The sequence below is a fragment of the Leclercia sp. M-A074-M genome (assembly GCF_965195605.1).
Lineage (GTDB): Bacteria > Pseudomonadota > Gammaproteobacteria > Enterobacterales > Enterobacteriaceae > Enterobacter.
In genome coordinates this window covers 50,997-77,755 of the sequence record NZ_CBDAHM010000005.1, presented here as the reverse complement: position 1 = coordinate 77,755, position 26,759 = coordinate 50,997, and the positions used below count along the sequence as shown (strand labels likewise).

The window sequence follows — 26,759 nt, the reverse complement described above, 5'->3', positions numbered from 1 at the left end:
CCGGGCAGGGAAGCGAGGCGGGAGGGGGTCAGGAGCGCTTCAGCAGCAGCCAGAGGCTGATCACGAAGAAGGAGGCACTCGGCAACAGCGCGCCAATCACTGGCGGTATACCGTACACCAGCGTCAGCGGGCCGAAGATTTGGTCCAGAACGTAGAAGACAAAGCCGAAGCTGATACCTGTCACGACACGCACCCCCATCGGGACGCTACGCAGCGGGCCAAAGATAAACGACAGCGCCATCAGCATCATCACCGCCACCGAGAGCGGCTGGAAGACCTTGCTCCACATGTTGAGCTGATAACGCCCGGAATCCTGGCCACTCGATTTCAGGTACTTCACGTAGTTGTACAGGCCGCTGATGGAGAGTGCATCCGGATCCAGCGCAACCACACCGAGCTTATCCGGCGTCAGGTTGGTTTTCCAGGTGCCAGAGACCGTTTGCGACCCGGTGATCTGTTTTGGATCCTGCAGGTTTGATTCATCTACCTGCGACAGACGCCAGACCTTGTTATCAGTATCAAACGTGGCCGACGCGGCGTAACGCACCGCCTGCAGACGACGCTGGTCGTTAAAGCTGTAAATGCTCACACCGCCGAGGGAGTTATCGCCCGTGACGCGTTCGATGTAGACAAAGTTATTGCCATCTTTCGCCCACAGTCCCTGCTGGGTAGAGAGCAACGAGCCGCCATACATCATTTGCGCGCGGTAGTTACGCGCCATCTGTTCGCCCTGTGGCGCAACCCACTCGCCCATCGCCATGGTCAGCAATACCAGCGGGATGGCCGTTTTCATGACGGAGAGCGCCACCTGCATACGGGTAAAGCCGGAGGCCTGCATGACCACCAGCTCACTGCGCTGCGCCAGCATCCCCAGCCCCAGCAGCGCCCCTAACAGCGCCGCCATCGGGAAGAAGATTTGCACATCTTTTGGAATGCTGAGCAGGGTATACATGCCCGCCCCCATGGCATCGTAGCTCCCCTGCCCGGCCTTTTTCAGCTGGTCCACAAACTTGATGATGCCGGAGAGCGACACCAGCATGAATAAGGTCATCATGATGGTGGTGAAAATGGTTTTACCGATATAGCGGTCAAGAACGCCAAACGCCTGCATTACACCGCTCCTTTACGCATAAACCGGGCCCGCACGCGGCGCATCGGCACGGTGTCCCACAGGTTGAGGGCAACGGCCAACAGCAGATAGAGTCCGTTAATCACCCATGTCCAGATAACCGGGTCAATTTTTCCTTTGCCACCGTTCGATTTGATCGATGTCTGCAGCAGGAAGAAGACCAGATAAAGCAGCATGGCGGGCAACATGGAGAGCACCCGTCCCTGACGTGGGTTTACCACGCTAAGCGGCACCACCATCAACGCCATCATAAAGACGGTAAACACCAGCGTGATTCGCCAGTGCAGCTCCGCGCGGGCGCGATTGGTATCGGTGTTGATCAGCGTGCGCATATCCATCTGCTCGGTATCGCTGGGATCCAGCGCAACCGCCTGATGACCAATAATTGCCTGATAGTTCTGGAAGTCAGTGATACGGAAATCACGCAGCAGCGCCGTACCTTCAAAGCGGGTGCCTTTGTTCAGCGTCACAATCTGCGAACCGTCTTTCCCCTGCGCCAGCTGACCGGAATCGGCCACCACGACAGAGGGACGGGCATTGCCCTTGGGACGGATTTGCGCAAGGAATACATCGTTAAAGCGGTTGCCATCCACGCTTTCGATAAACAGCACGGAGTTACCATCCGTTGCCTGCTGGAACTGCCCCTGGGCCAGCGCGGCCATACCAGGGTTGGCTTTCGCCTCAGCCAGCACTTCATCCTGATGACGAGAAGAGACAGGACCGGCCCACATAACGTTCACGGCGGCCACGATGCCGGTGAATAACGCCAGGAGCATAGCGGCTTTAACCAGAACCGCTTTGCTCAGACCGCACGCATGCATGACGGTGATTTCACTTTCGGTATAGAGTTTACCGAGCGTCATCAGCAGTCCGAGGAAAAGGCTAAGTGGCAGGATAAGCTGCGCCATTTCCGGCACGCCCAGCCCAAGCAGGGAAAGCACCAGATTTGTGGGAATTTCGCCATCAACAGCCGCGCCGAGGATCCTTACCAGTTTCTGACAGAAAAAGATCAGAAGCAGGATGAAGAGTATCGCCAGCTGGCTTTTGAGCGTCTCCCGCACCAGATATCTTATGATTATCACATTAAATACGCCCGTAAAAACCCGTCTCTTTGCAGGAAAATCGCTTGTTTCATGGCTTAAACGTCATTTATTCTCTTGAGTCGTCGAAATCATCGCTAAGATTAGAACACCCGACGGATTCGCGCTTCAGGAGTTATTATGACGTGCCGAAACCGTAATAACGTAAGATTAACACGAAGTCACCGCAACAGCGGGTACGAGTTACGAAAGGTTTCAATTCTATCCGTAGCTGTCGCTGTTGTCTTTAAGATTCAGGAGCGTAGTTCATGGAGTTCAGTGTAAAAAGCGGTAGCCCGGAGAAACAGCGGAGTGCCTGCATCGTTGTCGGCGTGTTTGAACCCCGCAGACTCTCTCCAATCGCCGAACAACTCGATAAAATCAGTGACGGCTACATCAGCGCCCTGCTGCGCCGCGGCGAGCTGGAAGGCAAACCGGGCCAAACATTGCTGCTGCATCATGTGCCAAACGTCCTCTCCGAGCGTATCCTGCTGATTGGCTGCGGCAAGGAGCGTGAGCTGGACGAGCGCCAGTACAAACAGGTCATTCAGAAAACGATCAATACGTTGAATGATACTGGCTCAATGGAGGCCGTCTGCTTCCTGACCGAACTGCACGTTAAAGGCCGCAACACCTACTGGAAAGTACGCCAGGCGGTTGAAACGGCCAAAGAGACCCTTTATAGCTTCGATCAGCTGAAAACCACCAAAAGCGAACCGCGTCGTCCGCTGCGTAAGATGGTCTTTAACGTCCCGACCCGTCGCGAGCTGACCAGCGGTGAACGCGCCATTCAGCATGGCCTGGCTATCGCAGCCGGTATCAAGGCCGCGAAAGATCTGGGCAATATGCCGCCAAACATCTGTAACGCGGGCTACCTTGCGTCGCAGGCGCGTCAGCTGGCTGACTCCTACAGCAAAAATGTCGTCACCCGCGTAATTGGCGAACAACAGATGAAAGAGCTGGGGATGCACTCCTACCTCGCCGTCGGCAACGGTTCACAAAATGAATCCCTGATGTCGGTCATTGAGTACAAAGGCAACCCGGCGGAAGATGCACGCCCGATTGTGCTGGTGGGTAAAGGCCTGACCTTCGACTCCGGCGGTATCTCCATCAAGCCTGCCGAAGGCATGGACGAGATGAAGTACGACATGTGCGGCGCGGCGGCGGTTTACGGCGTAATGCGCATGGTGGCCGAGCTGCAGCTGCCAATTAACGTCACTGGCGTGCTGGCGGGCTGCGAAAACATGCCGGGCGGGCGCGCCTATCGTCCAGGCGACGTCCTCACCACCATGTCCGGGCAGACCGTTGAAGTCCTGAACACTGACGCCGAAGGCCGTCTGGTGCTGTGCGACGTGCTGACCTACGTTGAGCGCTTCGATCCGGAAGCGGTTATCGATGTTGCCACCCTGACTGGCGCCTGCGTGATTGCCCTGGGTCACCACATTACCGGCCTGATGTCGAACCACAACCCGCTGGCGCATGAGCTGATTGGTGCCTCTGAGCAGGCGGGCGATCGCGCATGGCGTCTGCCGCTGGGTGACGAGTATCAGGAGCAGCTTGAGTCTAACTTTGCGGATATGGCAAATATCGGCGGTCGTCCTGGCGGTGCAATTACCGCGGGCTGCTTCCTGTCGCGCTTTACCCGCAAGTATAACTGGGCACACCTGGATATCGCGGGCACCGCATGGCGCTCCGGTAAAGCCAAAGGCGCAACCGGCCGTCCAGTGGCTCTGCTGTCGCAGTTCCTGCTCAATCGCGCCGGTTTTAACGGCGACGAGTAAAGGTAAATGCCGGGTGGCGGCTTCGCCTTACCCGGCCTACAAACGGCAGTAAACCGTAGGCCCGGTAAGCGTAGCGCCACCGGGCTTAAGCATTTAAAGTCACCACAAGAAACCCCATATATGAAAAACGCAACGTTCTATCTTCTGGACAATGACACCCAACAGGATGGCTTAAGCGCCGTTGAACAACTGGTGTGTGACATTGCCGCAGAACGTTGGCGCGCGGGTCTTCGCGTGCTGATTGCCTGCGAAGATGAGCAGCAGGCCATCCGTCTGGATGAAGCGCTGTGGGCACGACCGCCGGAAAGTTTTGTTCCGCATAATCTGGCGGGAGAAGGACCGCGCGGCGGTGCGCCGGTGGAGATCGCCTGGCCGCAAAAGCGTAACAGCAGTCCACGCGATATTCTGATTAGCCTGCGCAGCGGCTTTGCAGATTTTGCCACCGCTTTCACAGAAGTGATAGACTTTGTCCCTCACGAAGATTCCCTGAAACAACTGGCGCGCGAACGCTATAAAGCGTACCGCCTGGCTGGTTTTAACCTGAATACGGCAACCTGGAAATAATGGAAAAGACATATAACCCACGCGATATCGAACAGCCGCTTTACGAGCACTGGGAACAGCAGGGCTATTTCAAGCCTAACGGCGATGAAAGCAAAGAGTCCTTCTGCATCATGATCCCGCCGCCGAACGTCACCGGCAGTTTGCATATGGGGCATGCCTTCCAGCAGACCATCATGGATACCATGATCCGTTACCAGCGCATGCAGGGCAAAAACACCCTGTGGCAGGCCGGTACTGACCACGCGGGTATCGCTACCCAGATGGTGGTTGAGCGTAAGATTGCCGCTGAAGAAGGTAAAACCCGTCACGACTATGGCCGCGACGCCTTTATCGACAAAATCTGGCAGTGGAAAGCTGAATCTGGCGGCACCATTACCCGTCAGATGCGCCGTCTCGGCAACTCCGTGGACTGGGAGCGCGAGCGCTTCACCATGGACGAAGGTCTTTCCAACGCCGTTAAAGAAGTGTTCGTCCGTCTTTATAAAGAAGACCTGATTTACCGTGGCAAGCGCCTAGTAAACTGGGACCCGAAACTGCGCACCGCCATCTCTGACCTGGAAGTGGAAAACCGCGAGTCGAAAGGCTCCATGTGGCATATCCGCTATCCGCTGGCCGATGGCGCAAAAACGGCAGACGGTAAAGATTACCTGATTGTCGCGACCACCCGACCGGAAACGCTGTTGGGCGATACCGGCGTGGCCGTTAACCCGGAAGATCCGCGTTACAAAGATCTGATTGGTAAATTTGTGGTGCTGCCGCTGGTGAACCGCCGTATTCCGATTGTGGGCGACGAACACGCCGACATGGAAAAAGGTACCGGCTGCGTGAAGATCACCCCGGCACACGACTTTAACGACTACGAAGTGGGTCGTCGTCACGCCCTGCCAATGATCAACATCCTGACCTTTGACGGCGATATCCGTGAAAGCGCAGAGGTGTATGACACCAAAGGTAACGAATCCGACGTTTACTCAAGCGACATTCCGGCTGAGTTCCAGAAGCTGGAGCGCTTCGCCGCGCGTAAAGCGATCGTTGCCGCTGTCGACGCCCTGGGCCTGCTGGACGAAATCAAGCCACACGACCTGACCGTCCCTTATGGCGACCGTGGCGGCGTGGTGATCGAGCCGATGCTGACCGACCAGTGGTACGTCCGTGCTGACGTACTGGCGAAACCGGCGGTTGAAGCGGTCGAAAACGGCGACATCCAGTTCGTGCCAAAACAGTACGAAAACATGTACTTCTCCTGGATGCGCGATATTCAGGACTGGTGTATCTCCCGTCAGTTGTGGTGGGGTCACCGTATCCCGGCATGGTATGACAACGAAGGCAATGTCTACGTTGGCCGTACTGAAGACGAAGTGCGTCAGGAAAACAACCTGAGCGCTGACGTTGCCCTGCGTCAGGACGAAGACGTACTGGACACCTGGTTCTCCTCCGCGCTGTGGACCTTCTCCACCCTCGGCTGGCCAGAAAACACCGATGCGCTGCGTCAGTTCCACCCAACCAGCGTGATGGTCTCCGGCTTCGATATCATCTTCTTCTGGATCGCCCGCATGATCATGATGACCATGCATTTCATCAAAGATGAAAACGGCAAGCCGCAGGTTCCGTTCCATACCGTCTATATGACCGGTCTGATTCGTGACGACGAAGGCCAGAAGATGTCCAAGTCGAAGGGTAACGTTATTGACCCTCTGGATATGGTTGACGGTATCTCTCTGGAAGAGCTGCTGGAGAAACGTACCGGCAACATGATGCAGCCGCAGCTGGCTGAGAAGATCCGCAAGCGCACCGAGAAACAGTTCCCGAACGGCATTGAGCCGCACGGTACTGACGCCCTGCGTTTCACTCTGGCGGCGCTGGCCTCTACCGGCCGTGATATCAACTGGGACATGAAGCGCCTGGAAGGTTACCGTAACTTCTGTAACAAGCTGTGGAACGCCAGCCGCTTTGTGCTGATGAACACCGAGGATCAGGATTGCGGCTTTAACGGCGGCGAAATGACCCTGTCCCTGGCAGACCGCTGGATCCTGGCTGAATTCAACCAGACCATCAAAGCGTTCCGCGAAGCGCTGGATAACTATCGCTTCGATATCGCGGCAGGCATTCTGTACGAATTCACCTGGAACCAGTTCTGCGACTGGTACCTGGAGCTGACCAAGCCGGTCATGAACGGCGGCACTGAAGCGGAACTGCGCGGCACGCGCCATACGCTGATTACCGTTCTGGAAGGTCTGCTGCGCCTGGCGCACCCGATCATCCCGTTCATCACCGAAACCATCTGGCAGCGTGTGAAGGTCATTGCGGGCATCAATGCTGATACCATCATGCTGCAGCCGTTCCCGTCCTTCGATGCCACGCAGATTGATGAAGCCGCCGCATCCGATACCGAATGGCTGAAGCAGGCAATCATTGCGGTGCGTAATATCCGTGCCGAAATGAACATCGCCCCGGGCAAACCACTGGCGCTGTTGCTGCGCGGTTGCAGCGAAGCGGCACAGCGTCGCGTGACCGAGAACAGTACCTTCCTGCAGACCATGGCACGTCTGGAGAGCATCACCGTGCTGCCAGCCGATGATAAAGGTCCGGTCTCCGTGACCAAAATCATCGACGGCGCCGAGCTGCTGATCCCGATGGCAGGCCTGATTGACAAAGATGCTGAGCTGGCACGTCTGGCGAAAGAAGTGGCTAAAGTCGACGATGAAATTGGCCGTATCGAAAGCAAACTGTCCAATGAAGGCTTCGTTGCCCGTGCCCCGGAAGCGGTGATCGCCAAAGAGCGTGAAAAGCTGAACGGTTATGCACAAGCAAAAGCGAAGCTGATTGAACAGCAGGCGATCATTAGTGCGTTGTAATGAGTGAAGCAATGCGTGTAAATGCTCCAGTAACGGCGCACCTGCGCCGTATCACCGCCACGGATAACCCGGCCATTGCCGGCGTTATCCGCCGGGTATCTGCCGAATACGGCCTGACGGCCGATAAAGGTTATACCGTTGCGGACCCCAATCTCGACGAACTGTACGCCCTGTACAGCCAGCCGGGACATGCCTATTGGGTTGTCGAGCAGAACGGGCAGGTTGTGGGCGGCGGTGGTATTGCACCGCTCGCCTGCAGCGAACCCGATATCTGCGAGCTGCAAAAAATGTATTTCCTGCCCGTCGTCCGTGGACAAGGCCTGGCGAAAAAACTGGCGTTACAGGCGCTCGATCATGCCCGCGCGCAAGGGTTTAAGCGCTGCTACCTTGAAACCACCGCCTTTCTGACCGAAGCCATCAGGCTGTACGAGCATCTCGGCTTTGAGCATATTGACCAGCCGCTGGGCTGTACCGGCCATGTTGATTGCGAAGTGCGGATGCTGAAAACGCTGTAACCTCTCTCCTGCCCCCTTCTGTTAAGCGGTTGTAAACTGAATGCTCTACACTCTCAGTTCAACACCACGAAGGGGAAAACTGATGTCAAAGATAAAAAGCTACGCCGCACCGCAGGCGGGTGCAGAGCTTGAGCTGTACGAATACGATGCAGGCGAGCTGAAAGCAGAAGACGTCGAAGTGCAGGTGGATTACTGCGGCATTTGCCATTCCGACCTGTCGATGATCGATAACGAGTGGGGCTTCTCACAATACCCGCTGATTGCCGGTCATGAAGTGATCGGTCGCGTTGTTGCCCTGGGCGATGCCGCACAGGATAAGGGGCTGAAAATTGGTCAGCGCGTGGGCATTGGCTGGACCGCCCGTAGCTGTGGTCATTGTGATGCCTGTATCAGCGGCAACCAGATCAACTGTCTGCAAGGGGCCACACCCACCATCCTGAACAACGGCGGCTTCGCCGACAAACTGCGTGCCGACTGGCAGTGGGTCATTCCTCTCCCTGAGCAGATGGATATTGAATCTGCCGGTCCGCTGCTGTGCGGCGGGATCACGGTCTTTAAACCGCTGCTGATGCACCACGTCACCGCCACCAGCCGCGTGGGGGTGATTGGCATCGGTGGTCTGGGCCACATTGCCATTAAGCTGCTGCATGCGATGGGCTGTGAAGTGACCGCCTTCAGCTCAAACCCGGCCAAAGAGCAGGAAGTGCTGGCGATGGGGGCTGACAAAGTGGTCAACAGCCGCGATCCCGAGGCGCTGACCGCTCTGGCGGGGCAGTTCGATCTGATCATCAACACCGTAAATGTCGATCTCGACTGGCAGCCCTACTTTGAAGCGCTGGCCTATGGCGGAAACTTCCATACCGTCGGTGCCGTGCTGAAGCCGCTCCCGGTTCCCGCCTTTACGCTGATCGGTGGCGACCGCAGCATCTCCGGTTCCGCAACGGGCACGCCGTACGAGCTGCGTAAACTGATGAAGTTTGCCGGCCGCACCGGTGTCGCGCCGACCATCGAGATGTACCCGATGTCGAAAATCAACGAAGCGATCCAGCATGTTCGTGACGGCAAAGCCCGTTACCGTGTGGTATTGAAAGCGGATTTTTGACGTGAATGTGCCGGGTGGCGGCTACGCCTTACCCGGCCTACATGTGCTTTGTAGGCCCGGTAAGCGTAGCGCCACCGGGCGTTTCTCTACAACCGCACCAGAGCCGTAAACACCTCGGCCACCGCAACCGCGCCAGGATCGGCAACGCCCTGCAGATTCTCTTTGTTCACATAGGATGAGCGCCCCGCTCCGGCTTTGCCCATGCTCGTCGTGGCATCTGCCCCCTCTTTTGCCGCCCTGACGGCAGCCTGAAGCCCCTCTTTCTGCCACGCTTCCAGCGCGGGCTGCAGCGCATCGATCAAGGTGCGATCGCCCAGATCGGCGCCGCCATAGTGCTTCATTTGCGCAAGCCCGGTCAGCAAAGCATCCGGCAGAGGCTTGCCGCTACGCAGCGCCTGCCCGGCGGCGGTAAAGAAGATCGACATCAACACCCCGCTCGACCCGCCCATCACCGTTGCCAGCCGCTCCCCCACCACCAGCAGCAGCTGCGGCAGATCGTTCAGCGGCAGGCGATCCTCCTCCAGCCATTGCGCAATGTCCCGCGCACCTTGCGCAAAGGTTGAACCGGTATCGCCATCCCCCACTTTCGCGTCCAGGGCGTTAAGGCGGTTTTCCAGGGCAATTAACCGCTCCGCCACCGCAGCGACGTGCTGCGCCACCTGCGCATTTGCCGACGGGGTAAATTCTACGCTGTCGTGCAGCGGGGTATGGGTCAGCGTACGCAGCGGCGCAAAGGCGACGGGCTTTTGCCAGCCCAGCGTCTCCACCGGGGCGTTCAGCGCCTGCTCAAATGCCGCGTTCAGCTTCAGCAACGATAACGAAAAGCCTTTCATGTCCAGCGAGCTCACCAGCGGCGCCGGGCCAATCAAATACGCAATCTGATCCTTCAGGGCGGAATGGGCCAGCTCTTTGGTCAACAGCGCCATCTCCAGGGCCGACACGCCGCCGAGGTTGTTGATCAGGATCGCCAGTCGCCCCTGCCCCGCCTGCGCCAGCAGGGGTTGCACCAGCGTATCGATAATGGCTTTGCTGTTTTGTGTCTCTACCACCGAGGCCCCGGGCTCGCCGTGGATCCCCAGCCCCAGCTCGACATGGCCTTTTTTGATGCGCCCTTCTTCGTCATCGCTGCCCGGCAGGTTGCAGGTCTGCATAGCCACACCCAGGCTCCAGAGATTATCGCAGGCCTGGCGGGCCATATCGCGCACCTCGTTTAGCGACTTGCCCTGTTCGGCAGCATACCCGGCTACCTTATGCACCAGCGCGGTTCCGGCGATGCCGCGCGGCTGCTTGTTATCCGGCAGGGCAATGTCATCGGCCACGATCACCATCTCCACTTTGAGCCCGTAGCGTTTGGCCTTTTCTGCCGCGAGGCCAAAGTTGAGACGATCCCCGGTGTAGTTTTTGACGATCAGCAGACAGCCCCGATCGCCCGTGACGGCCACAATGGCGCTGAGCACCGCCTCGACGCTGGGGGACGCAAACAGATCGCCGCAGACGGCCGCGGTCAGCATCCCTTTACCAACAAAGCCCGCGTGCGCCGGTTCATGGCCGGAGCCCCCGCCGGATATCACCGCCACGCGACTTTTATCCCAGTCGGCACGCACCACCACGCGGATAGCCGGATCGATATCCAGCCTGGCGAGATTGCCGTGCGGGGCGGAGATCAGCATCCCTTCAATGGCATCATTCACCAGCTGTTTGCGGTCGTTAAAGAAGAATCTGGACATAGCTTTCCAATATGTTGTTAACCGTATGCAAAAGCATAGTCCGCGCTGCGTAATGCGCTGCAAACTAAGAAATTGACACATTCATTTTGCCGTCAGGTTGCCTATACTCCACCCAGGATTCCACGAGGATGCGCATCATGAGTACACCCCTGCTGATTGCCCGGACGCCGGACACTGAGCTGTTTTTGCTGCCCGCGATGGCAAACCGTCATGGTCTGATCACCGGCGCAACGGGCACGGGGAAAACGGTAACGTTGCAAAAGCTGGCCGAGTCATTTTCCACTATTGGCGTGCCGGTGTTTATGGCTGACGTGAAAGGCGATCTCAGCGGCGTTGCCCGGGAGGGGGCCGCATCGGATAAGTTACTCGAACGGCTGAAGAGTATTGGCGTGACCGACTGGCAGCCGCAGGGCAACCCGGTGGTGACGTGGGATATTTTCGGCGAGCATGGGCACCCGGTACGGGCGACCGTTTCCGATCTCGGCCCGCTGCTGCTGGCACGTCTGCTCGATCTGAACGAGGTGCAGACCGGCGTGCTGAACATTATCTTCCGCATTGCCGATGACCAGGGGCTGTTGCTGCTCGATTTCAAAGATCTGCGGGCCATTACGCACTATATCGGGGATAACGCCAAAGCCTTCCAGACGCAGTACGGCAATATCAGTCCCGCCTCCATCGGCGCCATCCAGCGTGGCTTACTCTCCCTGGAGCAGCAGGGAGCTGAACACTTCTTTGGCGAGCCGATGCTCGATATCAGGGACTGGATGCGAACCGACAGCAACGGCAAAGGTATTATCAACATCCTGAGCGCGGAAAAGCTCTACCAGATGCCGAAGCTCTACGCGGCCAGCCTGCTCTGGATGCTCTCAGAGCTCTATGAACAGCTACCGGAAGCGGGCGATCTGAACAAACCGAAGCTGGTCTTCTTCTTCGACGAAGCCCATCTGCTGTTCAGCGATGCGCCGCAGGTGCTGCTGGATAAGATCGAACAGGTGATCCGCCTGATCCGCTCTAAAGGCGTGGGCGTCTGGTTCGTTTCGCAAAACCCGGCCGATATTCCTGATAACGTCCTGGGCCAGCTGGGTAACCGCGTCCAGCATGCCCTGCGCGCCTTTACGCCGAAAGATCAGAAAGCGGTCAAAGCCGCGGCGCAGACCATGCGCGCCAATCCGGCCTTTGATACCGAGTCCGCTATTCAGGCGCTCGGCACCGGCGAAGCGCTGATCTCTTTCCTGGATGCCAAAGGCAGCCCATCTATGGTGGAGCGCGCGATGGTCATTGTGCCCTACTCCAGAATGGGGCCGATTAGCGACGACGAGCGTAACGGGCTGATCAACCATTCCCCGCTCTACGGAAAATATGAAGATCAGGTGGACCGGGAGTCCGCGTTTGAGATGCTGCAAAAAGGGGTGCAGGCCACCACAGAGCAGCAGCAGGCGCCAGCCGCTAAAGGCCAGTCCGTGGCGGTCGATGAGGGCATTCTCGGCGGGTTAAAAGAGATTCTGTTTGGCAGCACCGGGCCGCGCGGCGGTAAACGCGACGGGGTGGTGCAAACCATGGCGAAAAGCGCGGCACGTCAGGTGACGAATCAGATTGTCCGCGGTGTGCTGGGCAGTTTACTGGGCGGACGCCGGAGATAGCGTGGGTACCCAGGGTGTGCCCAGCGCCGACCCCTGCACGCCCTGCTCGTTCAGATAGCGGTCCAGCTCTACCATCCCCGTCCAGCGATTCTCACACCACAGCGGTGCCAGTAGCGTTGGGCGACGGGCGCTGGCGGAGATGCGGTGATAGACCACTTCCGGTGGTGTGTGGCGAATCATCTCCCCGGCGGTGAGAACATACTCGTCCAGCTCAATCCCGTTCAGCCGCCCGGCTTCCCACGCTTTCGCCATAATGCTGCCACTGACGATATGCAGCGGGTGCAGCTTGATGCCATCCACGCCGGTCTCTACCACACTGTGCAGGGTTTCCAGTGCGTGATGTCGCCCTTCTCCCGGCAGGCCAACAATAAGGTGGGTACAGACCTTCAGCCCGCGCTCGCGCGCCAGCCGGGTGGTGCGCTGATAGCAGGCAAAATCGTGACCACGGTTGATGCGGTGCAAAGTTTTATCGTGGGCGGTCTGCAATCCCAGCTCCAGCCAGATCTCGTACCCCTGCGCTTTATATTCGCTGAGCAGATCCAGTACCGCTTCCGGTACGCAGTCGGGGCGGGTGCCGACGCAGAGCCCGACGATATTCGCCTGGCTCACCGCCTGTTGATACATCGACCGCAGCACCTGTACTTCAGCCCAGGTACTGGTATAAGCCTGGAAATAGGCCAGATACTGCTTCGCCCGGTTAACCCGCGTGGACTGATGGGCGAGCTGGGCAGCGATAGACTGGTACTGCTGCGCTTCGTCAGCAAAAGAGGCCACATTACAGAAGGTACAGCCGCCGCGTCCGATAGTGCCGTCGCGGTTCGGGCAGCTAAATCCCCCGTGGAGCGACAGCTTATGAACCTTTTGCCCGTACCGGCGCGAAAGATCCCCACCAAACATATTGACTAATTTCTGTAACTGCATAATCTGTTAGACCGCCCCGTTGAAAGGGGACAAGCCTGCCATTTTTAACCGCCGTCGGCGATGACCTGGATCAATCGCCCTGGTGCGCTTTTATCTTTTGAATAATTAACCAGGATAATTGCAATTTCATTCACCGCCTGCTTAATTACTTTTCCTTATGTTCTGATGGTTTTTTTCATTTATATCGTCTTTGCTGAAAAACAGTGACATCATGCGGGCTTTAGTAGCATGACAGCATTTAATCCTGCTTAAATCGCACTATTTAGCATGCTACAGCGATAATACCGCTTTCATATAGTGAGTCAGATCACACTCCCCAAAAGCCCACAGCAAGGTTACAGTGATGTGAAAGCAGCTAAATATATAATTAAATCAATGATATAACCTGTTAGTAGCACATATCTGGATAAATAAGATTGCCATTTGACCTGTGTACAGATTCCCGATAAGTTGGAAATCCGCTGGAAGCTTTCTGGATGAGCAGCCTGCTCATCATATTTATGCAGTAATTGAGATTCCCTCTGAAGCAAGTCCTCAAACTTGTTTACCTGCGCGAAAAGGATATTAAGAGGGCGAATGCGAGGTACGCGTATGAAGCGCAAACCCCGTCGCCATGCTCTTTCTGTGCCTGTGCGCCACGGTTCAGTGGGAAGCCCGACGAGCCTGGGGAGGTTCACTGATATGTTGTACGATAAATCCCTTGAGAAGGATAACTGTGGTTTCGGCCTGATCGCCCACATAGAAGGCGAACCTAGCCACAAGGTAGTGCGTACCGCTATACACGCACTGGCCCGTATGCAGCACCGTGGCGCTATCCTTGCGGATGGTAAAACCGGCGACGGTTGCGGTCTGCTGCTGCAAAAACCGGATCGTTTCTTCCGTATCGTGGCGGAAGAGCGCGGCTGGCGTTTAGCCAAAAACTACGCTGTCGGCATGCTGTTCCTGAATCAGGACGCTGAAAAAGCCGCCGTATCACGCCGCATCGTCGAAGAAGAACTTCAACGTGAAACCCTCTCTATTGTCGGCTGGCGCGATGTGCCAACCAACGAAGGGGTGCTCGGTGAAATCGCCCTCTCCTCGCTGCCTCGTATCGAGCAAATCTTTGTCAACGCGCCTGCGGGCTGGCGTCCGCGTGATATGGAACGCCGCCTGTTTATCGCCCGCCGCCGCATTGAAAAACGTCTCCAGGACGATAAAGAGTTCTACGTTTGTAGCCTCTCGAACCTGGTGAACATCTATAAAGGTCTCTGTATGCCGGCTGACCTGCCGCGCTTCTACCTGGACCTGGCGGACCTGCGTCTGGAATCGGCCATTTGCCTGTTCCACCAGCGCTTCTCCACCAACACCGTACCTCGCTGGCCGCTGGCTCAGCCGTTCCGCTATCTGGCGCACAACGGCGAGATCAACACCATCACCGGTAACCGCCAGTGGGCCCGCGCCCGTACCTATAAATTCCAGACCCCGCTGATCCCGGATCTGCACGATGCCGCGCCGTTCGTTAACGAAACCGGCTCGGACTCCAGCTCCATGGATAACATGCTGGAGCTGCTGCTCGCCGGCGGGATGGATATCGTCCGCGCCATGCGCCTGCTCGTTCCACCGGCATGGCAGAACAACCCGGATATGGATCCGGAGCTGCGTGCCTTCTTCGACTTTAACTCCATGCACATGGAGCCGTGGGATGGCCCGGCGGGTATCGTCATGTCCGACGGTCGCTTTGCCGCCTGTAACCTCGACCGTAACGGTCTGCGTCCGGCGCGCTATGTCATCACCAAAGACAAGCTGATCACCTGTGCCTCCGAAGTAGGCATCTGGGATTACCAGCCTGACGAAGTGGTAGAAAAAGGCCGCGTTGGCCCTGGCGAGCTGATGGTCATCGACACCCGTGGCGGTCGCATCCTGCACTCCGCGGAAACCGACAACGATCTGAAGAGCCGTCACCCGTATAAAGAGTGGATGGAGAAAAACGTCCGCCGTCTGGTGCCGTTCGAAGATCTGCCGGATAACGACGTGGGCAGCCGCGAGCTGGATGACGATACCCTCGCCAGCTACCAGAAACAGTTTAATTACAGTGCGGAAGAGCTGGACTCTGTTATCCGCGTACTGGGTGAAAACGGCCAGGAAGCGGTCGGCTCTATGGGTGACGATACCCCGTTTGCCGTGCTCTCCAGCCAGCCGCGCATTATTTATGACTATTTCCGTCAGCAGTTCGCGCAGGTCACCAACCCGCCGATCGACCCGCTGCGTGAAGCCCACGTAATGTCGCTGGCGACCAGCATTGGTCGCGAGATGAACGTCTTCTGCGAAGCCGAAGGCCAGGCCCACCGTCTGACCTTTAAATCGCCGATCCTGCTCTACTCCGATTTTACCCAGCTGACCACCATGCAAGAGGAGCACTACCGCGCCGACACGCTCGATATCACCTTCGACGTGACCGAAGCGAACCTCGAAGAGACGGTGAAAGCGCTGTGCGATAAGGCCGAACAGATGGTGCGTAACGGTACCGTTCTGCTGGTGCTGTCCGACCGTAATATCGCGAAGAACCGTCTGCCGGTTCCGGCGCCTATGGCGGTGGGTGCAATCCAGACCCGCCTGGTGGAGAAGAGCCTGCGCTGCGACGCCAACATCATTGTTGAGACCGCAAGTGCGCGCGACCCGCACCACTTTGCCGTGCTGCTGGGCTTTGGTGCGACGGCGATCTACCCGTACCTGGCCTACGAAACGCTGGCAAAACTGGTCGACACCAACGCCATCGAAAAAGATTACCGTACCGTGATGCTGAACTACCGTAACGGCATCAACAAAGGTCTGTACAAGATCATGTCCAAAATGGGCATCTCGACCATCGCCTCTTACCGCTGCTCGAAGCTGTTCGAAGCCGTTGGTCTGCATGATGATGTCGCCGATCTCTGCTTCCAGGGCGTGATCAGCCGTATCGGCGGAGCGGGCTTCAGCGACTTCCAGCAGGATCTGCTGAATCTCTCCAAACGCGCCTGGCTGGCACGTAAGCCGCTGGATCAGGGCGGACAGCTGAAGTACGTGCACGGCGGCGAATACCACGCCTATAACCCGGACGTGGTTCGCACCCTGCAACAGGCTGTCCAGAGCGGCGAGTACAGCGATTATCAGCAGTATGCTGAGCTGGTTAACAACCGCCCGGCGGCCACACTGCGTGACCTGCTGGCGCTGAACCCGGGTGACGAGGCTGTGAGCATTGACGACGTAGAGCCTGCGTCTGAACTGTTCAAACGCTTCGATACCGCTGCGATGTCCATCGGTGCGCTGAGCCCTGAAGCCCACGAGGCGCTGGCCGAAGCGATGAACAGCATCGGCGGCAACTCTAACTCCGGCGAAGGCGGTGAAGATCCGGCGCGCTACGGCACCAATAAAGTGTCGCGTATCAAGCAGGTAGCATCCGGTCGCTTCGGTGTGACCCCAGCGTACCTGGTCAACGCCGACGTGATTCAGATTAAAGTCGCTCAGGGTGCAAAACCGGGCGAAGGCGGCCAGTTACCGGGTGACAAAGTGACCCCATACATCGCCAAACTGCGCTACTCGGTACCGGGCGTGACGCTCATCTCCCCGCCGCCGCACCACGATATCTACTCTATCGAGGACTTAGCGCAGCTAATTTTCGACCTGAAACAGGTCAACCCGAAAGCGATGATCTCCGTGAAGCTGGTTTCCGAACCGGGTGTCGGCACCATCGCCACCGGCGTGGCAAAAGCCTATGCGGATCTCATCACCATCGCCGGTTACGACGGCGGCACCGGCGCAAGCCCGCTCTCCTCCGTGAAATACGCGGGCTGTCCGTGGGAGCTGGGTCTGGTGGAAACCCAGCAGGCGCTGGTGGCTAACGGCCTGCGTCACAAGATCCGTCTGCAGGTGGATGGCGGCCTGAAAACCGGTCTCGACATCATTAAAGCGGCGATTCTGGGTGCAGAGAGCTTTGGTTTCGGTACCGGCCCGATGGTGGCGCTGGGCTGTAAATACCTGCGTATTTGTCACCTGAACAACTGCGCAACCGGTGTTGCTACCCAGGACGAGAAGTTGCGTAAGAACCACTATCACGGTCTGCCGTTCAAAGTGACCAACTACTTTGACTTCATCGCCCGCGAAACCCGCGAGCTGATGGCGCAGCTGGGCGTAACGCGTCTGGTGGATCTGATTGGCCGTACCGACCTGCTGAAAGAGCTGGACGGGTTCACGGCTAAACAGCAGAACCTGAAGCTTTCCCGCCTGCTGGAAACGGCTGAGCCTAAGGCGGGCAAAGCGGTCTACTGCACCGAGAACAACCCGCCGTTCGACAATGGCGTGTTGAATGCGCAGCTGTTGCAGCAGGCGAAGCCGTTTGTGGATGAGAAGCAGAGCAAAACCTTCTGGTTTGATATTCGCAACACCGACCGTTCCGTAGGCGCGTCGCTCTCTGGCTACATCGCGCAGACGCACGGCGACCAGGGCCTGGCTGCCGATCCGATTATCGCGCACTTCAGCGGTACCGCGGGCCAGAGCTTCGGCGTCTGGAACGCCGGCGGCGTTGAGCTGTACCTGACTGGCGATGCCAACGACTACGTCGGTAAAGGCATGGCGGGCGGTCTGCTGGCGGTACGTCCTCCGGTGGGTTCTGCCTTCCGCAGCTGTGATGCGAGCATCATCGGCAACACCTGTCTGTACGGTGCCACCGGTGGTCGTCTGTTCGCCGCAGGCCGTGCAGGTGAGCGTTTTGCGGTGCGTAACTCCGGTGCTATCACCGTGGTGGAAGGTATCGGCGATAACGGCTGTGAATACATGACCGGCGGGATTGTCTGCGTACTGGGCAAAACGGGCGTTAACTTCGGTGCAGGTATGACCGGTGGTTTCGCCTACGTACTGGATGAAGACGGTGAGTTCCGCAAACGCGTGAACCCGGAACTGGTGGAAGTGCTGGAGGTTGATAGCCTGGCGATCCACGAGGAGCACCTGCGTGGTCTGATTACCGAGCACGTGCATCATACCGGTTCCGTGCGCGGCGAAGAGATCCTGGCCAACTGGCCGGCGTTCTCTGCGAAATTCGCGCTGGTTAAACCGAAGTCCAGCGATGTTAAAGCCCTGTTGGGTCACCGTAGTCGTAGCGCAGCAGAGCTGCGTGTGCAGGCGCAGTAAGGAATTCAGATGAGCCAGAATGTTTACCAGTTTATCGACCTGCAGCGTGTGGATCCGCCGAAGAAGCCGCTGAAGATCCGTAAAATTGAATTTGTTGAAATTTATGAGCCGTTTTCCGAAGGCCAGGCCAAAGCACAGGCAGACCGTTGCCTCTCCTGCGGCAACCCGTACTGCGAGTGGAAATGTCCGGTACATAACTACATCCCGAACTGGCTGAAGCTGGCTAACGAAGGACGTATTTTTGAGGCCGCCGAGCTCTCTCACCAGACCAACACCCTGCCGGAAGTGTGCGGCCGCGTGTGTCCGCAGGACCGTCTGTGTGAAGGCTCCTGCACCCTGAACGACGAGTTCGGCGCGGTGACCATCGGCAATATTGAACGCTATATCAACGATAAAGCGTTTGAGATGGGCTGGCGCCCGGACATGACCGGCGTGCGTCAGACTGACAAACGCGTGGCGATCATTGGTGCCGGTCCGGCAGGCCTGGCCTGTGCCGACGTGCTGACCCGCAACGGCGTGAAGGCGGTGGTGTTTGACCGTCATCCGGAGATCGGCGGTCTGCTGACCTTCGGCATCCCGGCCTTCAAGCTGGAAAAAGAGGTGATGACCCGCCGCCGTGAAATCTTCACCGGCATGGGCATTGAGTTCAAACTCAACACCGAAGTGGGCCGCGACGTGATGCTCGACGATCTGCTGAAAGATTACGACGCCGTATTCCTGGGCGTGGGTACCTATCAGTCGATGCGTGGCGGGCTGGAGAACGAAGAGGCGCCGGGCGTATACGACGCGCTGCCGTTCCTGATTGCCAACACCAAGCAGCTGATGGGCTATGGCGAAACCGCCGACGAGCCGTTTGTGAGTATGGAAGGCAAACGCGTAGTGGTGCTGGGCGGGGGCGATACCGCGATGGACTGCGTGCGGACCTCCATTCGTCAGAATGCGGCACACGTAATCTGCGCATACCGTCGTGACGAAGAGAACATGCCGGGCTCAAAACGCGAAGTGAAAAACGCGCGTGAAGAGGGCGTGGAATTCCAGTTCAACATCCAGCCTCTGGGTATTGAAGTGAATGCCAACGGCAGAGTGAGCGGCGTGAAGATGGCGCGTACCGAGATGGGAGCCCCGGATGCCAAAGGCCGTCGCCGCGCCGAGATTGTGGCTGGTTCGGAGTTTGTGATCCCGGCTGACGCGGTCGTCATGGCGTTCGGTTTCCGCCCTCACAGCATGGAGTGGCTGGCGAAGCACAGCGTCGAGCTGGATTCACAGGGCCGCATCATCGCCCCGGAAGGCAGCGACAACGCGTTCCAGACCAGCAACCCGAAAATCTTCGCCGGTGGCGATATCGTTCGCGGTTCAGACCTGGTGGTGACCGCCATTGCCGAAGGCCGTAAAGCAGCTGACGGCATCATGAACTACCTCGAAGTGTGATCCTGACGGATCGGCGGGCCTGCTCGCCGATCCGATTACAAGTAAACAAGGCTGATAACGGCTTCACCATCCAGCTTAATCGTCTGGCTACTTCCTAACGCGTTCGCCACCGTGGCGCTAACCTGCAACGGTATCGTGGCTGTGCTGATGGGTTGCGGAGCCAGCGTGCCTTTTTGCACCAGGGTATAAAAATAATCCTGCTTTGTTGGCAACGGCAGCAGGTCACTTTTTTCCCAGGTTCCTTTCGGATTTACCGCACCGGCAACCTCCACCGCCACGCTGCGATCGCCATCTGATGCGATGACATTCATGGCATCAATCTGCACGGCATAACTGCCGATGGGCTTGTTTTCCGCCGTCATGCCCAGGCCAAACAGCCGTGATGGATCACTGACATACTGACCGCCGTTAATCTGAAAACGTGGCCCTTCCTGGCCTTGATTATCCCTGCCCCAGACGACCGAAGTGGCCCGCGTATCCCGCGCGGTGATGGCTACCGCCGTGGACGATTCACAGGTGATGCTCAAAACCAGATCCCGCGTTCCCAGCTGTGTAAAAGCGTTGCGGGTTAAGCTCCCGGCGCTGCGCGAATTGAAGTCCACAACGCCATTATTGCTCAGGACGGGCGTGCAGGCAGCGGCATCGGCGGTAAGCTCAAAATCAATACTGACGGTGTCACTCGCCATGACAGGCACCGCCATGAAGGCCGCAATTAGCAGGCAAAAACCACGCATCATTGCCCCTCCAGGTTTATATTCAGGTTTCCGCGCCAGGTGGTCTGTTCCGTTACCGGACCGGGTTTAACGCGCGTCGCCACCAGCAGGGAGATGGAGGCATTTTTGCCAAACACCTCATCGCCGTTGCTGAATGCCAGCCCCTCGTTCAGCGACACCTGTAACGTTTCACTGCTCCCGGAGCGGAGCACGGTATCCGCTCTGTTTACCGACGCAAGACGCACCGGACGATCGTCAACGTACGCATGTGCTGCCGTAATGAGCATCTCCCCTTCGCTACCGAATGAGAAGGTGCCGTTATGCGGCAGGTCGCTGCCGAAAAACAGCCGTATTCGCTGCGGTTCGCTACAGCTCACCTGCACTTTAATCTGTTTTTCCGGAAGCGTTATCCACGGCCCGGTAGCCTGCTGTCGCTCGGCCGGGCTTAGCCGGGTGTAGGCGATCTTTTGCTGGCTGGCGATAAGCTGGCACTCCGCCAGGCTCTGGCATGGTATTAACCCTATCGCCGCCAGCAGCAGATAATATTTCATTGGCATACTCCTTTTGCCGTTTCATAAAATACGTTCGTCTGCGCCTGTTCTGGCAGGGTCAGCTGAATGCGGCAACTCCCGGATTCATCCAGCGCCACCAGCCCCTGTCGCGCGCTGGCGTTGTTCAGAAATACCACGCCATCATCAACCGAGGTGGTAAGGTAGTTGCCTTGCGTATCCATAATGGCTCTGTTTTTCGGCAACTTTTTACCATCCTGCATGGTCACTTCAAGCAAGACGCGGCGCTGGGTTATAGCCGCAAAATGAACCTTACTTACCGATCCCCTGCCCAGACTCAGGAAACGAGTCCCGTTGCCAACATCCATATTCTTTGGCAACGTTTCGGTATGTAACTCCACACGCGAGTTTTGCCACGCGTTCAGCGAAGGCAGCACCGCGTAGCCGCGGGCATCCGTCCATACCGGCCCCTGCGGCGTGTCGATTTTAATACCGGCAATCGGCTGATCCAGCGAGACAATTCCAAAGGTGTCACGCACCGGCAACGGCGAAAAGGTGACGCCTTCTCCGTGCGCCACGATGCCGCCCTGCAGAGAGCCCGAATAGCTGCGTTGGCTATCGTTGGCCATGCTGGCGTTAAGCATCAGCTGGGAGTAGTGCAGGTTACTGCTTAGCCCCGCGCTGATGCTTTGGTCCTTCTCTTTCTGGTCAAACTCTGCCCCCAATGAATAACCATTTTCATTCGAGATATTTCCCATCACCGTGGAGCCATAGCGGGTGGAGCTGCCCTCCCGGCGGACGTAAGTGTTTACGTTGCTTTTGCCGAGCGGGAAGCTGACATTGAAGTAGAACAGATCGTCTTTTTTACCGTTGGTATCGCTCAGCTGATGCTGCCAGTTGGCCGAAACATAGGCTGAAAACAGATTGCTTCCCCATCCCGCGTTGATATACCGCGTTTTGCCGGACTGGTTGCGGTTCTTCGTTTCGTAAAGGCTGGCGCTGAACGTCCCTGCCTTGCTGGTTTGCCACTGCAATCCAACGGCATAGTCATGCTTTTTGATCGCCGTAAAACCGCGGTCAATAAACTCCGAGAACTCCCGATAGCCCGGCGAGTAATAGCCCGCCGACGCGGTCACGCTGATGCCTATCGCTGACGTCAGGCTGGCTTCGAGACGATAGCTTTGTCCCTGGCGCGCGTTTTCATGGTCATAGGACTGATTGACCTTCAGGCTCAGCAGGGTCGAAGAAGAAGGCGCCGTATTCAGGCCGACGCCAGCGGCCTGGAAATCCCGGGCCAGTATTGCCCCCAGGTTGATATTACTCCCGGGCAGCAGCCGCCAGCCGCCCGACGCGCTCAGCACCAGCGGTTTTTTGTTGTAATCATCGCTTACCTGGCCAAACGCCAGAAACAGACCAGCCGGATTACCCAGCCTCTGCAGAAAGAGTGAGGCAGGGATCGTATAGCTGTGCCGGGTGCCGTCGGTCTCGACAACCGTTACGCTGAGATCGCTGGTGTAGTTGCGCAGAGCAACATCAGTAAGCGTAAAGGGCCCCACCGGAACGAGGGTCGAATAGACGAGCGTACCCTGCTGGCGAATCTCTACGCGCGCCTGCGAGGTATTAGCGATCCCGCTCACCCTGACCATGCTCTGCTGCGCATCCAGACCGCTTTCCGGCGACAGGGAGACGCCGTACAGACTGGTCCCCTGCAGCAGTCCGTTATTCATGCTGACTTCACCCATTTGTGCGGTTGTGCGCAAATTAACAAAGGTGCGCTGCAAATAGGTCTGGCTGTTTTCGCTGTTAAACTGGCCTTCCGACTGGCTTAATAACTGGTTGGTGCGCAGTAGCCACCCGGCGACGTTCACCCCGCCTTCAAGCTGAGCCTGAGACCAGGTAGAGCTGCCGCCGCTATATTCGTTGCGCGAAGACATGGCGGAATAGTTAAGAACGGCGGCGGTTCCCTCCATGGCAAAATCCGTAACAGTTTTACCCGGTTGGGCGATCTCTTCAGGGGGGATCACCAGCTCGATCATCTCCTGGCCGGGATCGGCCTTTACCACGGTCTGAGGATGGAGTTTCAGATAATCGTAACACCCTTCCTGATAGTCGCTGGGGATACGAATATGGGCATGCTCCATTAATGACTTGTCGAAGCAAAGCTCGCCCTGCCGCTGGAAATGCGCCAGCGTGCGACCTTTATTCTGCCCGTTAACTTTCAGCGTAACCGTCGTCTGCCCGGGCATAAAACGTGCTTCCTCAGCAAAATATGACGAAACCGCGGGATCGATGCCCAGCGACCTTAAGGTTTCACTATCAAATTCGAGAGAGCCTGCGTCGATTTCAACGGCTTTCCCCTGGCGTGCGCAGAACATACTGACTGCACACATAAGCAGCGTTCTTTTAAACATCCTTGTTTTCCCTGAACGACTTACTGTAATGGTGCTATATATTTTTCACCTTTGTATCCATAACGGCTGGCGGGATAAAAATGCACTTCCGTATCCGCTTTATTGGGTAAGGCTACGGTCGTGCTGGTGTGCGGCAGTAAATAGGTATTTTTCAGCGCACCCTGTTGACCGGATGGTAATGTTGTAAACCCGGCCGCCATACGAACCACATAATTTGAGGGATTGGTGACGACCAGAGAATTGCCCTGCTTATGCCATTTAAGATGCTTCCAGGGAATGAGATCCTGGGCGAGCCCCGCCGGATGAATAATTACCGGTAAATCCTGGCGAATGGTGACTGCAACCCGCTCTTTGCCCTTTTCCCTGGGTGGTATACCTTCGAAGGTTACTCTTTTGAGCTCTTCCTGCATCAGCGGCTTTTGTAACTGCAGCATAAAACGCATTCGCTGTACGGCCCCCGCCTCAACCCTTACAACGGGTTGAGAAACAATAACGCGAACACCTTTATCGCTTTCTGGCAAATCCACAATATTAGTATAAAGCAACGCAGGTCTGGAATCCGTATTCCTCACGTTCATACTGGCTTCCCCTTTGTCGGCATCAATTAATAATACCGATGTTTCGGGTACCATACCGGAGGCGTAACTCTGCACAGAAATAAATAAAAGAGAGTAAATAATGCTACGCTTCATAACATGCCCTTCAGCTGCGATAATGGAAAAGATTATTAACTCCCAGAAAGGGTATTATGAATCCTGAAATGTAATTGTTTGACAGTAACAGGTGTCAAATATTCAAATGGAGTGCGGCGTGTTTTTATTATTAAATCGCCGCACTCATTATTTTTATGGCTTACAGATAAACAAGGCTCAGAGTGGCATTACCGTTCAGAACAATTTCATCAGCACCCAGTACAGAACTGGGCTGCACGGCTGCGGCAATTTTCATCGGTACAGTCATTTCTTTGAACATCTTCGGTTCTGTGGAACCTACCTGACCTACAGTAACAATACGCGAGTTATCATTACTCTGGTTCCCGTAAGACGCGGCACGCCAGGTTGCCCCGTTATTATCAGAAACAAGCAGGTCTGCCGCTACGCTATCTGCAGTCATCTTTGCGCCATCTACGGCGACAGTATAGGCACCGATTTTCGCATCATTGGTCGCCACACCCAGACCAAAGCCGAAATAGCTTTGTGTGATGCTCGGGCCACCTGCGAATACAGAATTAACATATGCACTGGAAGAGAGGGTGACAGCGGAGCTGGCGCGGTTATCGGCCATGGTGAAGCCAATAGCTGTTGCGGCATCACAGGTTACGGTTAAGGTAATATCTTTAGAACCCAGCTGCACCAGGGCATTGCCAGCGGGAGCTTTTCGAATTGACGAGGCAGCAATGGAACCAAAAGCGACTTCACCGCTATTGCTTAATGCCGGGGTGCACGCAGCGGGAAGAATGGTGCCAGAGACTTTCATGGTGACATCGTCAGCAGCATTCACCTGAGCAGAGACCAGCAGTGCAGCGCCCACAGCCAGAGTGGCTACGTTCTTTTTAAACAGAGTCATTTTATTCTTTCCTTAATGTTATTAACCAGCAACTTTCCCGGTTGGCCATGTTTTAACAACCAGATACGCTTTACTATGAAATATATCATTCATAGACTATTTGTAAGAAATAGTGTCGACAAGACTACAGGATAAAATGACGGCCATCATTTAAGTTCGCTACATCAACCTTTCATAACTTCTAAAGATATTTATTTTCATAAAGTTAGCGCGTCGAACACGAGAAGGAATTTTATATTGAAGCTTCTACCAACGGCTAATTCTTTTCATAAAAATAAACCCACCCAATAACCAAAAGCAATTCATCATAGTTACGAATGCTTTAAGGAAATAAAAAAATATGCTTTAGGATATATAGTGTGATAAACATCATTGCCAAAAATAATAAAATAACAATATATTGATGATTCTAAATATCAGACAAAAAAAGGGCCCATGGGGCCCTTTTTTTATTTCACTACACGTAACGCCGGACGCCCACCGCGTGGCGGCGGGGTGTCGTCTGGATCATCGTCGTGATCGGGCTTATCGCCATCGATAATCGACATGACCGGTTCGCTTTCACTCTCGGTCGCGCCATGCTCATCATTGAGGCTGGAAACGTCTTCATCGTAAGCCGCTTCCGGCTCAAACATGGTGCCCGCGCCGTTTTCCCGTGCGTAAATAGCCAGTACAGCAGCCAGCGGCACAGAAACCTGACGCGGAACGCCGCCAAAGCGGGCGTTAAAGCGAACTTCGTCGTTCGCCAGCTCAAGACCACCCACCGCGCGCGGCGCAATGTTCAACACAATTTGCCCGTCACGTGCATATTCCATAGGAACCTGCACGCCCGGTAACGTCACATCCACTACCAGGTGCGGCGTGAGCTGGTTATCCAGCAGCCATTCATAGAAGGCACGCAGCAGATACGGACGGCGCGGAGAAAGCTGTGACATTTCCACAATGATTAACCCCGGCCGAGACGCATTTCACGTTCAGCTTCAGTCAGAGAAGCAAGGAAGGAGTCGCGTTCAAATACGCGCGTCATATAACCTTTGAGCTCTTTCGCACCAGGACCGCTGAATTCAACACCCAGGGTTGGCAAACGCCACAGCAGCGGAGCCAGGTAGCAATCCACCAGGCTGAACTCATCGCTCAGGAAGAACGGACGCTGACCGAACACCGGTGCGATCGCCAGCAGCTCTTCACGCAGCTGTTTACGCGCTGCATCGGCTTCCGAAGAGGAACCGTTCGCAATGACGTTCATCAGCGTATACCAGTCTTTCTCGATACGCTGCATGTACAGACGGCTTTCCCCACGCGCAACCGGATAGACCGGCATCAGCGGCGGATGCGGGAAACGCTCATCCAGATATTCCATAATGATACGGGATTCCCACAGGGTCAGCTCACGATCCACCAGCGTTGGTACGCTCTGGCTTGGGTTGAGATCAATAAGATCCTGAGGCGGGTTATCCTTTTCCACATGCTCGATCTCAAAACTGACACCCTTCTCGGCCAGCACGATACGAACCTGATGGCTATAAATGTCAGTAGGACCAGAAAACAGCGTCATTACCGAACGTTTGTTGGCAGCGACAGCCATGAAAACCTCCAGGTATATTCAGAATTTTTACTGCTACCGGCCATACAGGCCAGCCAGATGTTTTGTTGCCCATCCCAGGGAATTCCTACTCT

Annotated in this window: 19 protein-coding genes; 8 read left to right on the top strand and 11 right to left on the bottom strand. The window is 56.4% G+C overall.

Translation table 11 applies throughout. The features are described from left to right. Positions 1–28: 28 nt before the first annotated feature. Both lptG and lptF read right to left on the bottom strand, forming a co-directional pair. Positions 29–1,111, bottom strand: a complete 1,083-nt coding sequence (gene lptG, locus ACOKCT_RS12040) for an LPS export ABC transporter permease LptG (RefSeq protein ID WP_103177198.1) — start codon at positions 1,109–1,111, stop codon at positions 29–31. Then, on the bottom strand, positions 1,111–2,211 hold the full coding sequence (lptF, locus tag ACOKCT_RS12035; protein ID WP_103177199.1) for an LPS export ABC transporter permease LptF: 1,101 nt from the start codon (positions 2,209–2,211) through the stop codon (positions 1,111–1,113). The genes lptG and lptF overlap by 1 nt, the downstream gene beginning before the upstream one ends. A gap of 266 nt (positions 2,212–2,477) precedes the next feature. On the opposite strand from lptF, the gene pepA reads away from it, so the two are divergent. The 5 genes from pepA to ahr all read left to right on the top strand — a co-directional run bounded on the left by pepA (position 2,478) and on the right by ahr (position 9,025). Continuing rightward, on the top strand, positions 2,478–3,989 hold the full coding sequence (gene pepA, locus ACOKCT_RS12030; RefSeq protein WP_103177200.1) for a leucyl aminopeptidase: 1,512 nt from the start codon (positions 2,478–2,480) through the stop codon (positions 3,987–3,989). A 120-nt stretch (positions 3,990–4,109) separates the two neighbouring features. Beyond that, complete coding sequence (gene holC / locus ACOKCT_RS12025; protein ID WP_103177201.1) at positions 4,110–4,553, top strand: DNA polymerase III subunit chi; 444 nt, start codon at positions 4,110–4,112, stop codon at positions 4,551–4,553. Next, complete coding sequence (locus ACOKCT_RS12020) at positions 4,553–7,408, top strand: valine--tRNA ligase (protein ID WP_156655280.1); 2,856 nt, start codon at positions 4,553–4,555, stop codon at positions 7,406–7,408. The genes holC and ACOKCT_RS12020 overlap by 1 nt, the downstream gene beginning before the upstream one ends. Positions 7,409–7,419: 11 nt before the next feature. Then, positions 7,420–7,923 (top strand): GNAT family N-acetyltransferase, encoded by a 504-nt coding sequence (locus ACOKCT_RS12015; RefSeq protein WP_103177203.1) that lies wholly within the window; start codon positions 7,420–7,422, stop codon positions 7,921–7,923. 82 nt (positions 7,924–8,005) lie between these two features. Beyond that, the gene (gene ahr, locus ACOKCT_RS12010; protein ID WP_103177204.1) at positions 8,006–9,025 is read left to right on the top strand and encodes an NADPH-dependent aldehyde reductase Ahr; all 1,020 of its coding nucleotides are present in this window, start codon (positions 8,006–8,008) and stop codon (positions 9,023–9,025) included. Positions 9,026–9,111: 86 nt separating this feature from the next. Here the strand turns inward: ahr and ACOKCT_RS12005 are convergent, their stop codons facing one another. After that, positions 9,112–10,752: a dihydroxyacetone kinase subunit DhaK gene (locus ACOKCT_RS12005; protein WP_103177205.1), complete on the bottom strand. Its 1,641-nt coding sequence runs from the start codon at positions 10,750–10,752 to the stop codon at positions 9,112–9,114. A 137-nt stretch (positions 10,753–10,889) separates the two neighbouring features. On the opposite strand from ACOKCT_RS12005, the gene ACOKCT_RS12000 reads away from it, so the two are divergent. Continuing rightward, the gene (locus ACOKCT_RS12000) at positions 10,890–12,392 is read left to right on the top strand and encodes a helicase HerA-like C-terminal domain-containing protein (RefSeq protein ID WP_420193522.1); all 1,503 of its coding nucleotides are present in this window, start codon (positions 10,890–10,892) and stop codon (positions 12,390–12,392) included. Here ACOKCT_RS12000 and ACOKCT_RS11995 read toward each other — a convergent pair. Continuing rightward, the gene (locus ACOKCT_RS11995; protein ID WP_159339883.1) at positions 12,369–13,313 is read right to left on the bottom strand and encodes a TIGR01212 family radical SAM protein; all 945 of its coding nucleotides are present in this window, start codon (positions 13,311–13,313) and stop codon (positions 12,369–12,371) included. The genes ACOKCT_RS12000 and ACOKCT_RS11995 overlap by 24 nt on opposite strands. A 681-nt stretch (positions 13,314–13,994) precedes the next feature. Here ACOKCT_RS11995 and gltB point away from each other — a divergent pair. Then, complete coding sequence (gene gltB, locus ACOKCT_RS11990) at positions 13,995–18,455, top strand: glutamate synthase large subunit (protein WP_156655282.1); 4,461 nt, start codon at positions 13,995–13,997, stop codon at positions 18,453–18,455. A 9-nt stretch (positions 18,456–18,464) separates the two neighbouring features. Continuing rightward, on the top strand, positions 18,465–19,883 hold the full coding sequence (gltD, locus tag ACOKCT_RS11985; RefSeq protein ID WP_103177208.1) for a glutamate synthase subunit GltD: 1,419 nt from the start codon (positions 18,465–18,467) through the stop codon (positions 19,881–19,883). A 35-nt stretch (positions 19,884–19,918) separates the two neighbouring features. Here gltD and ACOKCT_RS11980 read toward each other — a convergent pair whose 3' ends face one another. The 7 genes from ACOKCT_RS11980 to sspA form a co-directional block, all read right to left on the bottom strand. Next, a complete protein-coding gene (locus ACOKCT_RS11980) occupies positions 19,919–20,620 on the bottom strand; it encodes a DUF1120 domain-containing protein (protein WP_231736565.1) in 702 nt (233 codons plus the stop codon). Beyond that, the gene (locus ACOKCT_RS11975) at positions 20,617–21,147 is read right to left on the bottom strand and encodes a hypothetical protein (protein WP_420193521.1); all 531 of its coding nucleotides are present in this window, start codon (positions 21,145–21,147) and stop codon (positions 20,617–20,619) included. Before ACOKCT_RS11975 ends, ACOKCT_RS11980 begins: the two co-directional genes overlap by 4 nt. After that, entirely contained in the window at positions 21,144–23,516 is a 2,373-nt protein-coding gene (locus ACOKCT_RS11970) for a fimbrial biogenesis usher protein (protein WP_420193520.1), read from the bottom strand. Before ACOKCT_RS11970 ends, ACOKCT_RS11975 begins: the two co-directional genes overlap by 4 nt. Before the next feature lie 20 nt (positions 23,517–23,536). Then, the gene (locus ACOKCT_RS11965; protein ID WP_159339880.1) at positions 23,537–24,208 is read right to left on the bottom strand and encodes a fimbria/pilus chaperone family protein; all 672 of its coding nucleotides are present in this window, start codon (positions 24,206–24,208) and stop codon (positions 23,537–23,539) included. Between the two features lie 160 nt (positions 24,209–24,368). Next, entirely contained in the window at positions 24,369–25,082 is a 714-nt protein-coding gene (locus tag ACOKCT_RS11960) for a DUF1120 domain-containing protein (RefSeq protein ID WP_159339879.1), read from the bottom strand. A 449-nt stretch (positions 25,083–25,531) separates the two neighbouring features. Further along, the gene (gene sspB, locus ACOKCT_RS11955) at positions 25,532–26,023 is read right to left on the bottom strand and encodes a ClpXP protease specificity-enhancing factor (RefSeq protein WP_103177213.1); all 492 of its coding nucleotides are present in this window, start codon (positions 26,021–26,023) and stop codon (positions 25,532–25,534) included. A 5-nt stretch (positions 26,024–26,028) separates the two neighbouring features. After that, a complete protein-coding gene (sspA, locus tag ACOKCT_RS11950) occupies positions 26,029–26,667 on the bottom strand; it encodes a stringent starvation protein SspA (protein WP_103177214.1) in 639 nt (212 codons plus the stop codon). Positions 26,668–26,759: the final 92 nt, after the last annotated feature.

Bases quoted from the DNA above. Each gene is read 5' to 3' on its own strand.
- lptG (WP_103177198.1), bottom strand. From the start codon at position 1,111: ATGCAGGCGTTTGGCGTTCTTGACCGCTATATCGGTAAAACCATTTTC.
- pepA (WP_103177200.1), top strand. From the start codon at position 2,478: ATGGAGTTCAGTGTAAAAAGCGGTAGCCCGGAGAAACAGCGGAGTGCC.
- holC (WP_103177201.1), top strand. From the start codon at position 4,110: ATGAAAAACGCAACGTTCTATCTTCTGGACAATGACACCCAACAGGAT.
- ACOKCT_RS12020 (WP_156655280.1), top strand. From the start codon at position 4,553: ATGGAAAAGACATATAACCCACGCGATATCGAACAGCCGCTTTACGAG.
- ACOKCT_RS12015 (WP_103177203.1), top strand. From the start codon at position 7,420: ATGCGTGTAAATGCTCCAGTAACGGCGCACCTGCGCCGTATCACCGCC.
- ahr (WP_103177204.1), top strand. From the start codon at position 8,006: ATGTCAAAGATAAAAAGCTACGCCGCACCGCAGGCGGGTGCAGAGCTT.
- ACOKCT_RS12005 (WP_103177205.1), bottom strand. From the start codon at position 10,752: ATGTCCAGATTCTTCTTTAACGACCGCAAACAGCTGGTGAATGATGCC.
- ACOKCT_RS12000 (WP_420193522.1), top strand. From the start codon at position 10,890: ATGAGTACACCCCTGCTGATTGCCCGGACGCCGGACACTGAGCTGTTT.
- ACOKCT_RS11995 (WP_159339883.1), bottom strand. From the start codon at position 13,313: ATGCAGTTACAGAAATTAGTCAATATGTTTGGTGGGGATCTTTCGCGC.
- gltB (WP_156655282.1), top strand. From the start codon at position 13,995: ATGTTGTACGATAAATCCCTTGAGAAGGATAACTGTGGTTTCGGCCTG.
- gltD (WP_103177208.1), top strand. From the start codon at position 18,465: ATGAGCCAGAATGTTTACCAGTTTATCGACCTGCAGCGTGTGGATCCG.
- ACOKCT_RS11980 (WP_231736565.1), bottom strand. From the start codon at position 20,620: ATGATGCGTGGTTTTTGCCTGCTAATTGCGGCCTTCATGGCGGTGCCT.
- ACOKCT_RS11975 (WP_420193521.1), bottom strand. From the start codon at position 21,147: ATGAAATATTATCTGCTGCTGGCGGCGATAGGGTTAATACCATGCCAG.
- ACOKCT_RS11970 (WP_420193520.1), bottom strand. From the start codon at position 23,516: ATGTTTAAAAGAACGCTGCTTATGTGTGCAGTCAGTATGTTCTGCGCA.
- ACOKCT_RS11965 (WP_159339880.1), bottom strand. From the start codon at position 24,208: ATGAAGCGTAGCATTATTTACTCTCTTTTATTTATTTCTGTGCAGAGT.
- ACOKCT_RS11960 (WP_159339879.1), bottom strand. From the start codon at position 25,082: ATGACTCTGTTTAAAAAGAACGTAGCCACTCTGGCTGTGGGCGCTGCA.
- sspA (WP_103177214.1), bottom strand. From the start codon at position 26,667: ATGGCTGTCGCTGCCAACAAACGTTCGGTAATGACGCTGTTTTCTGGT.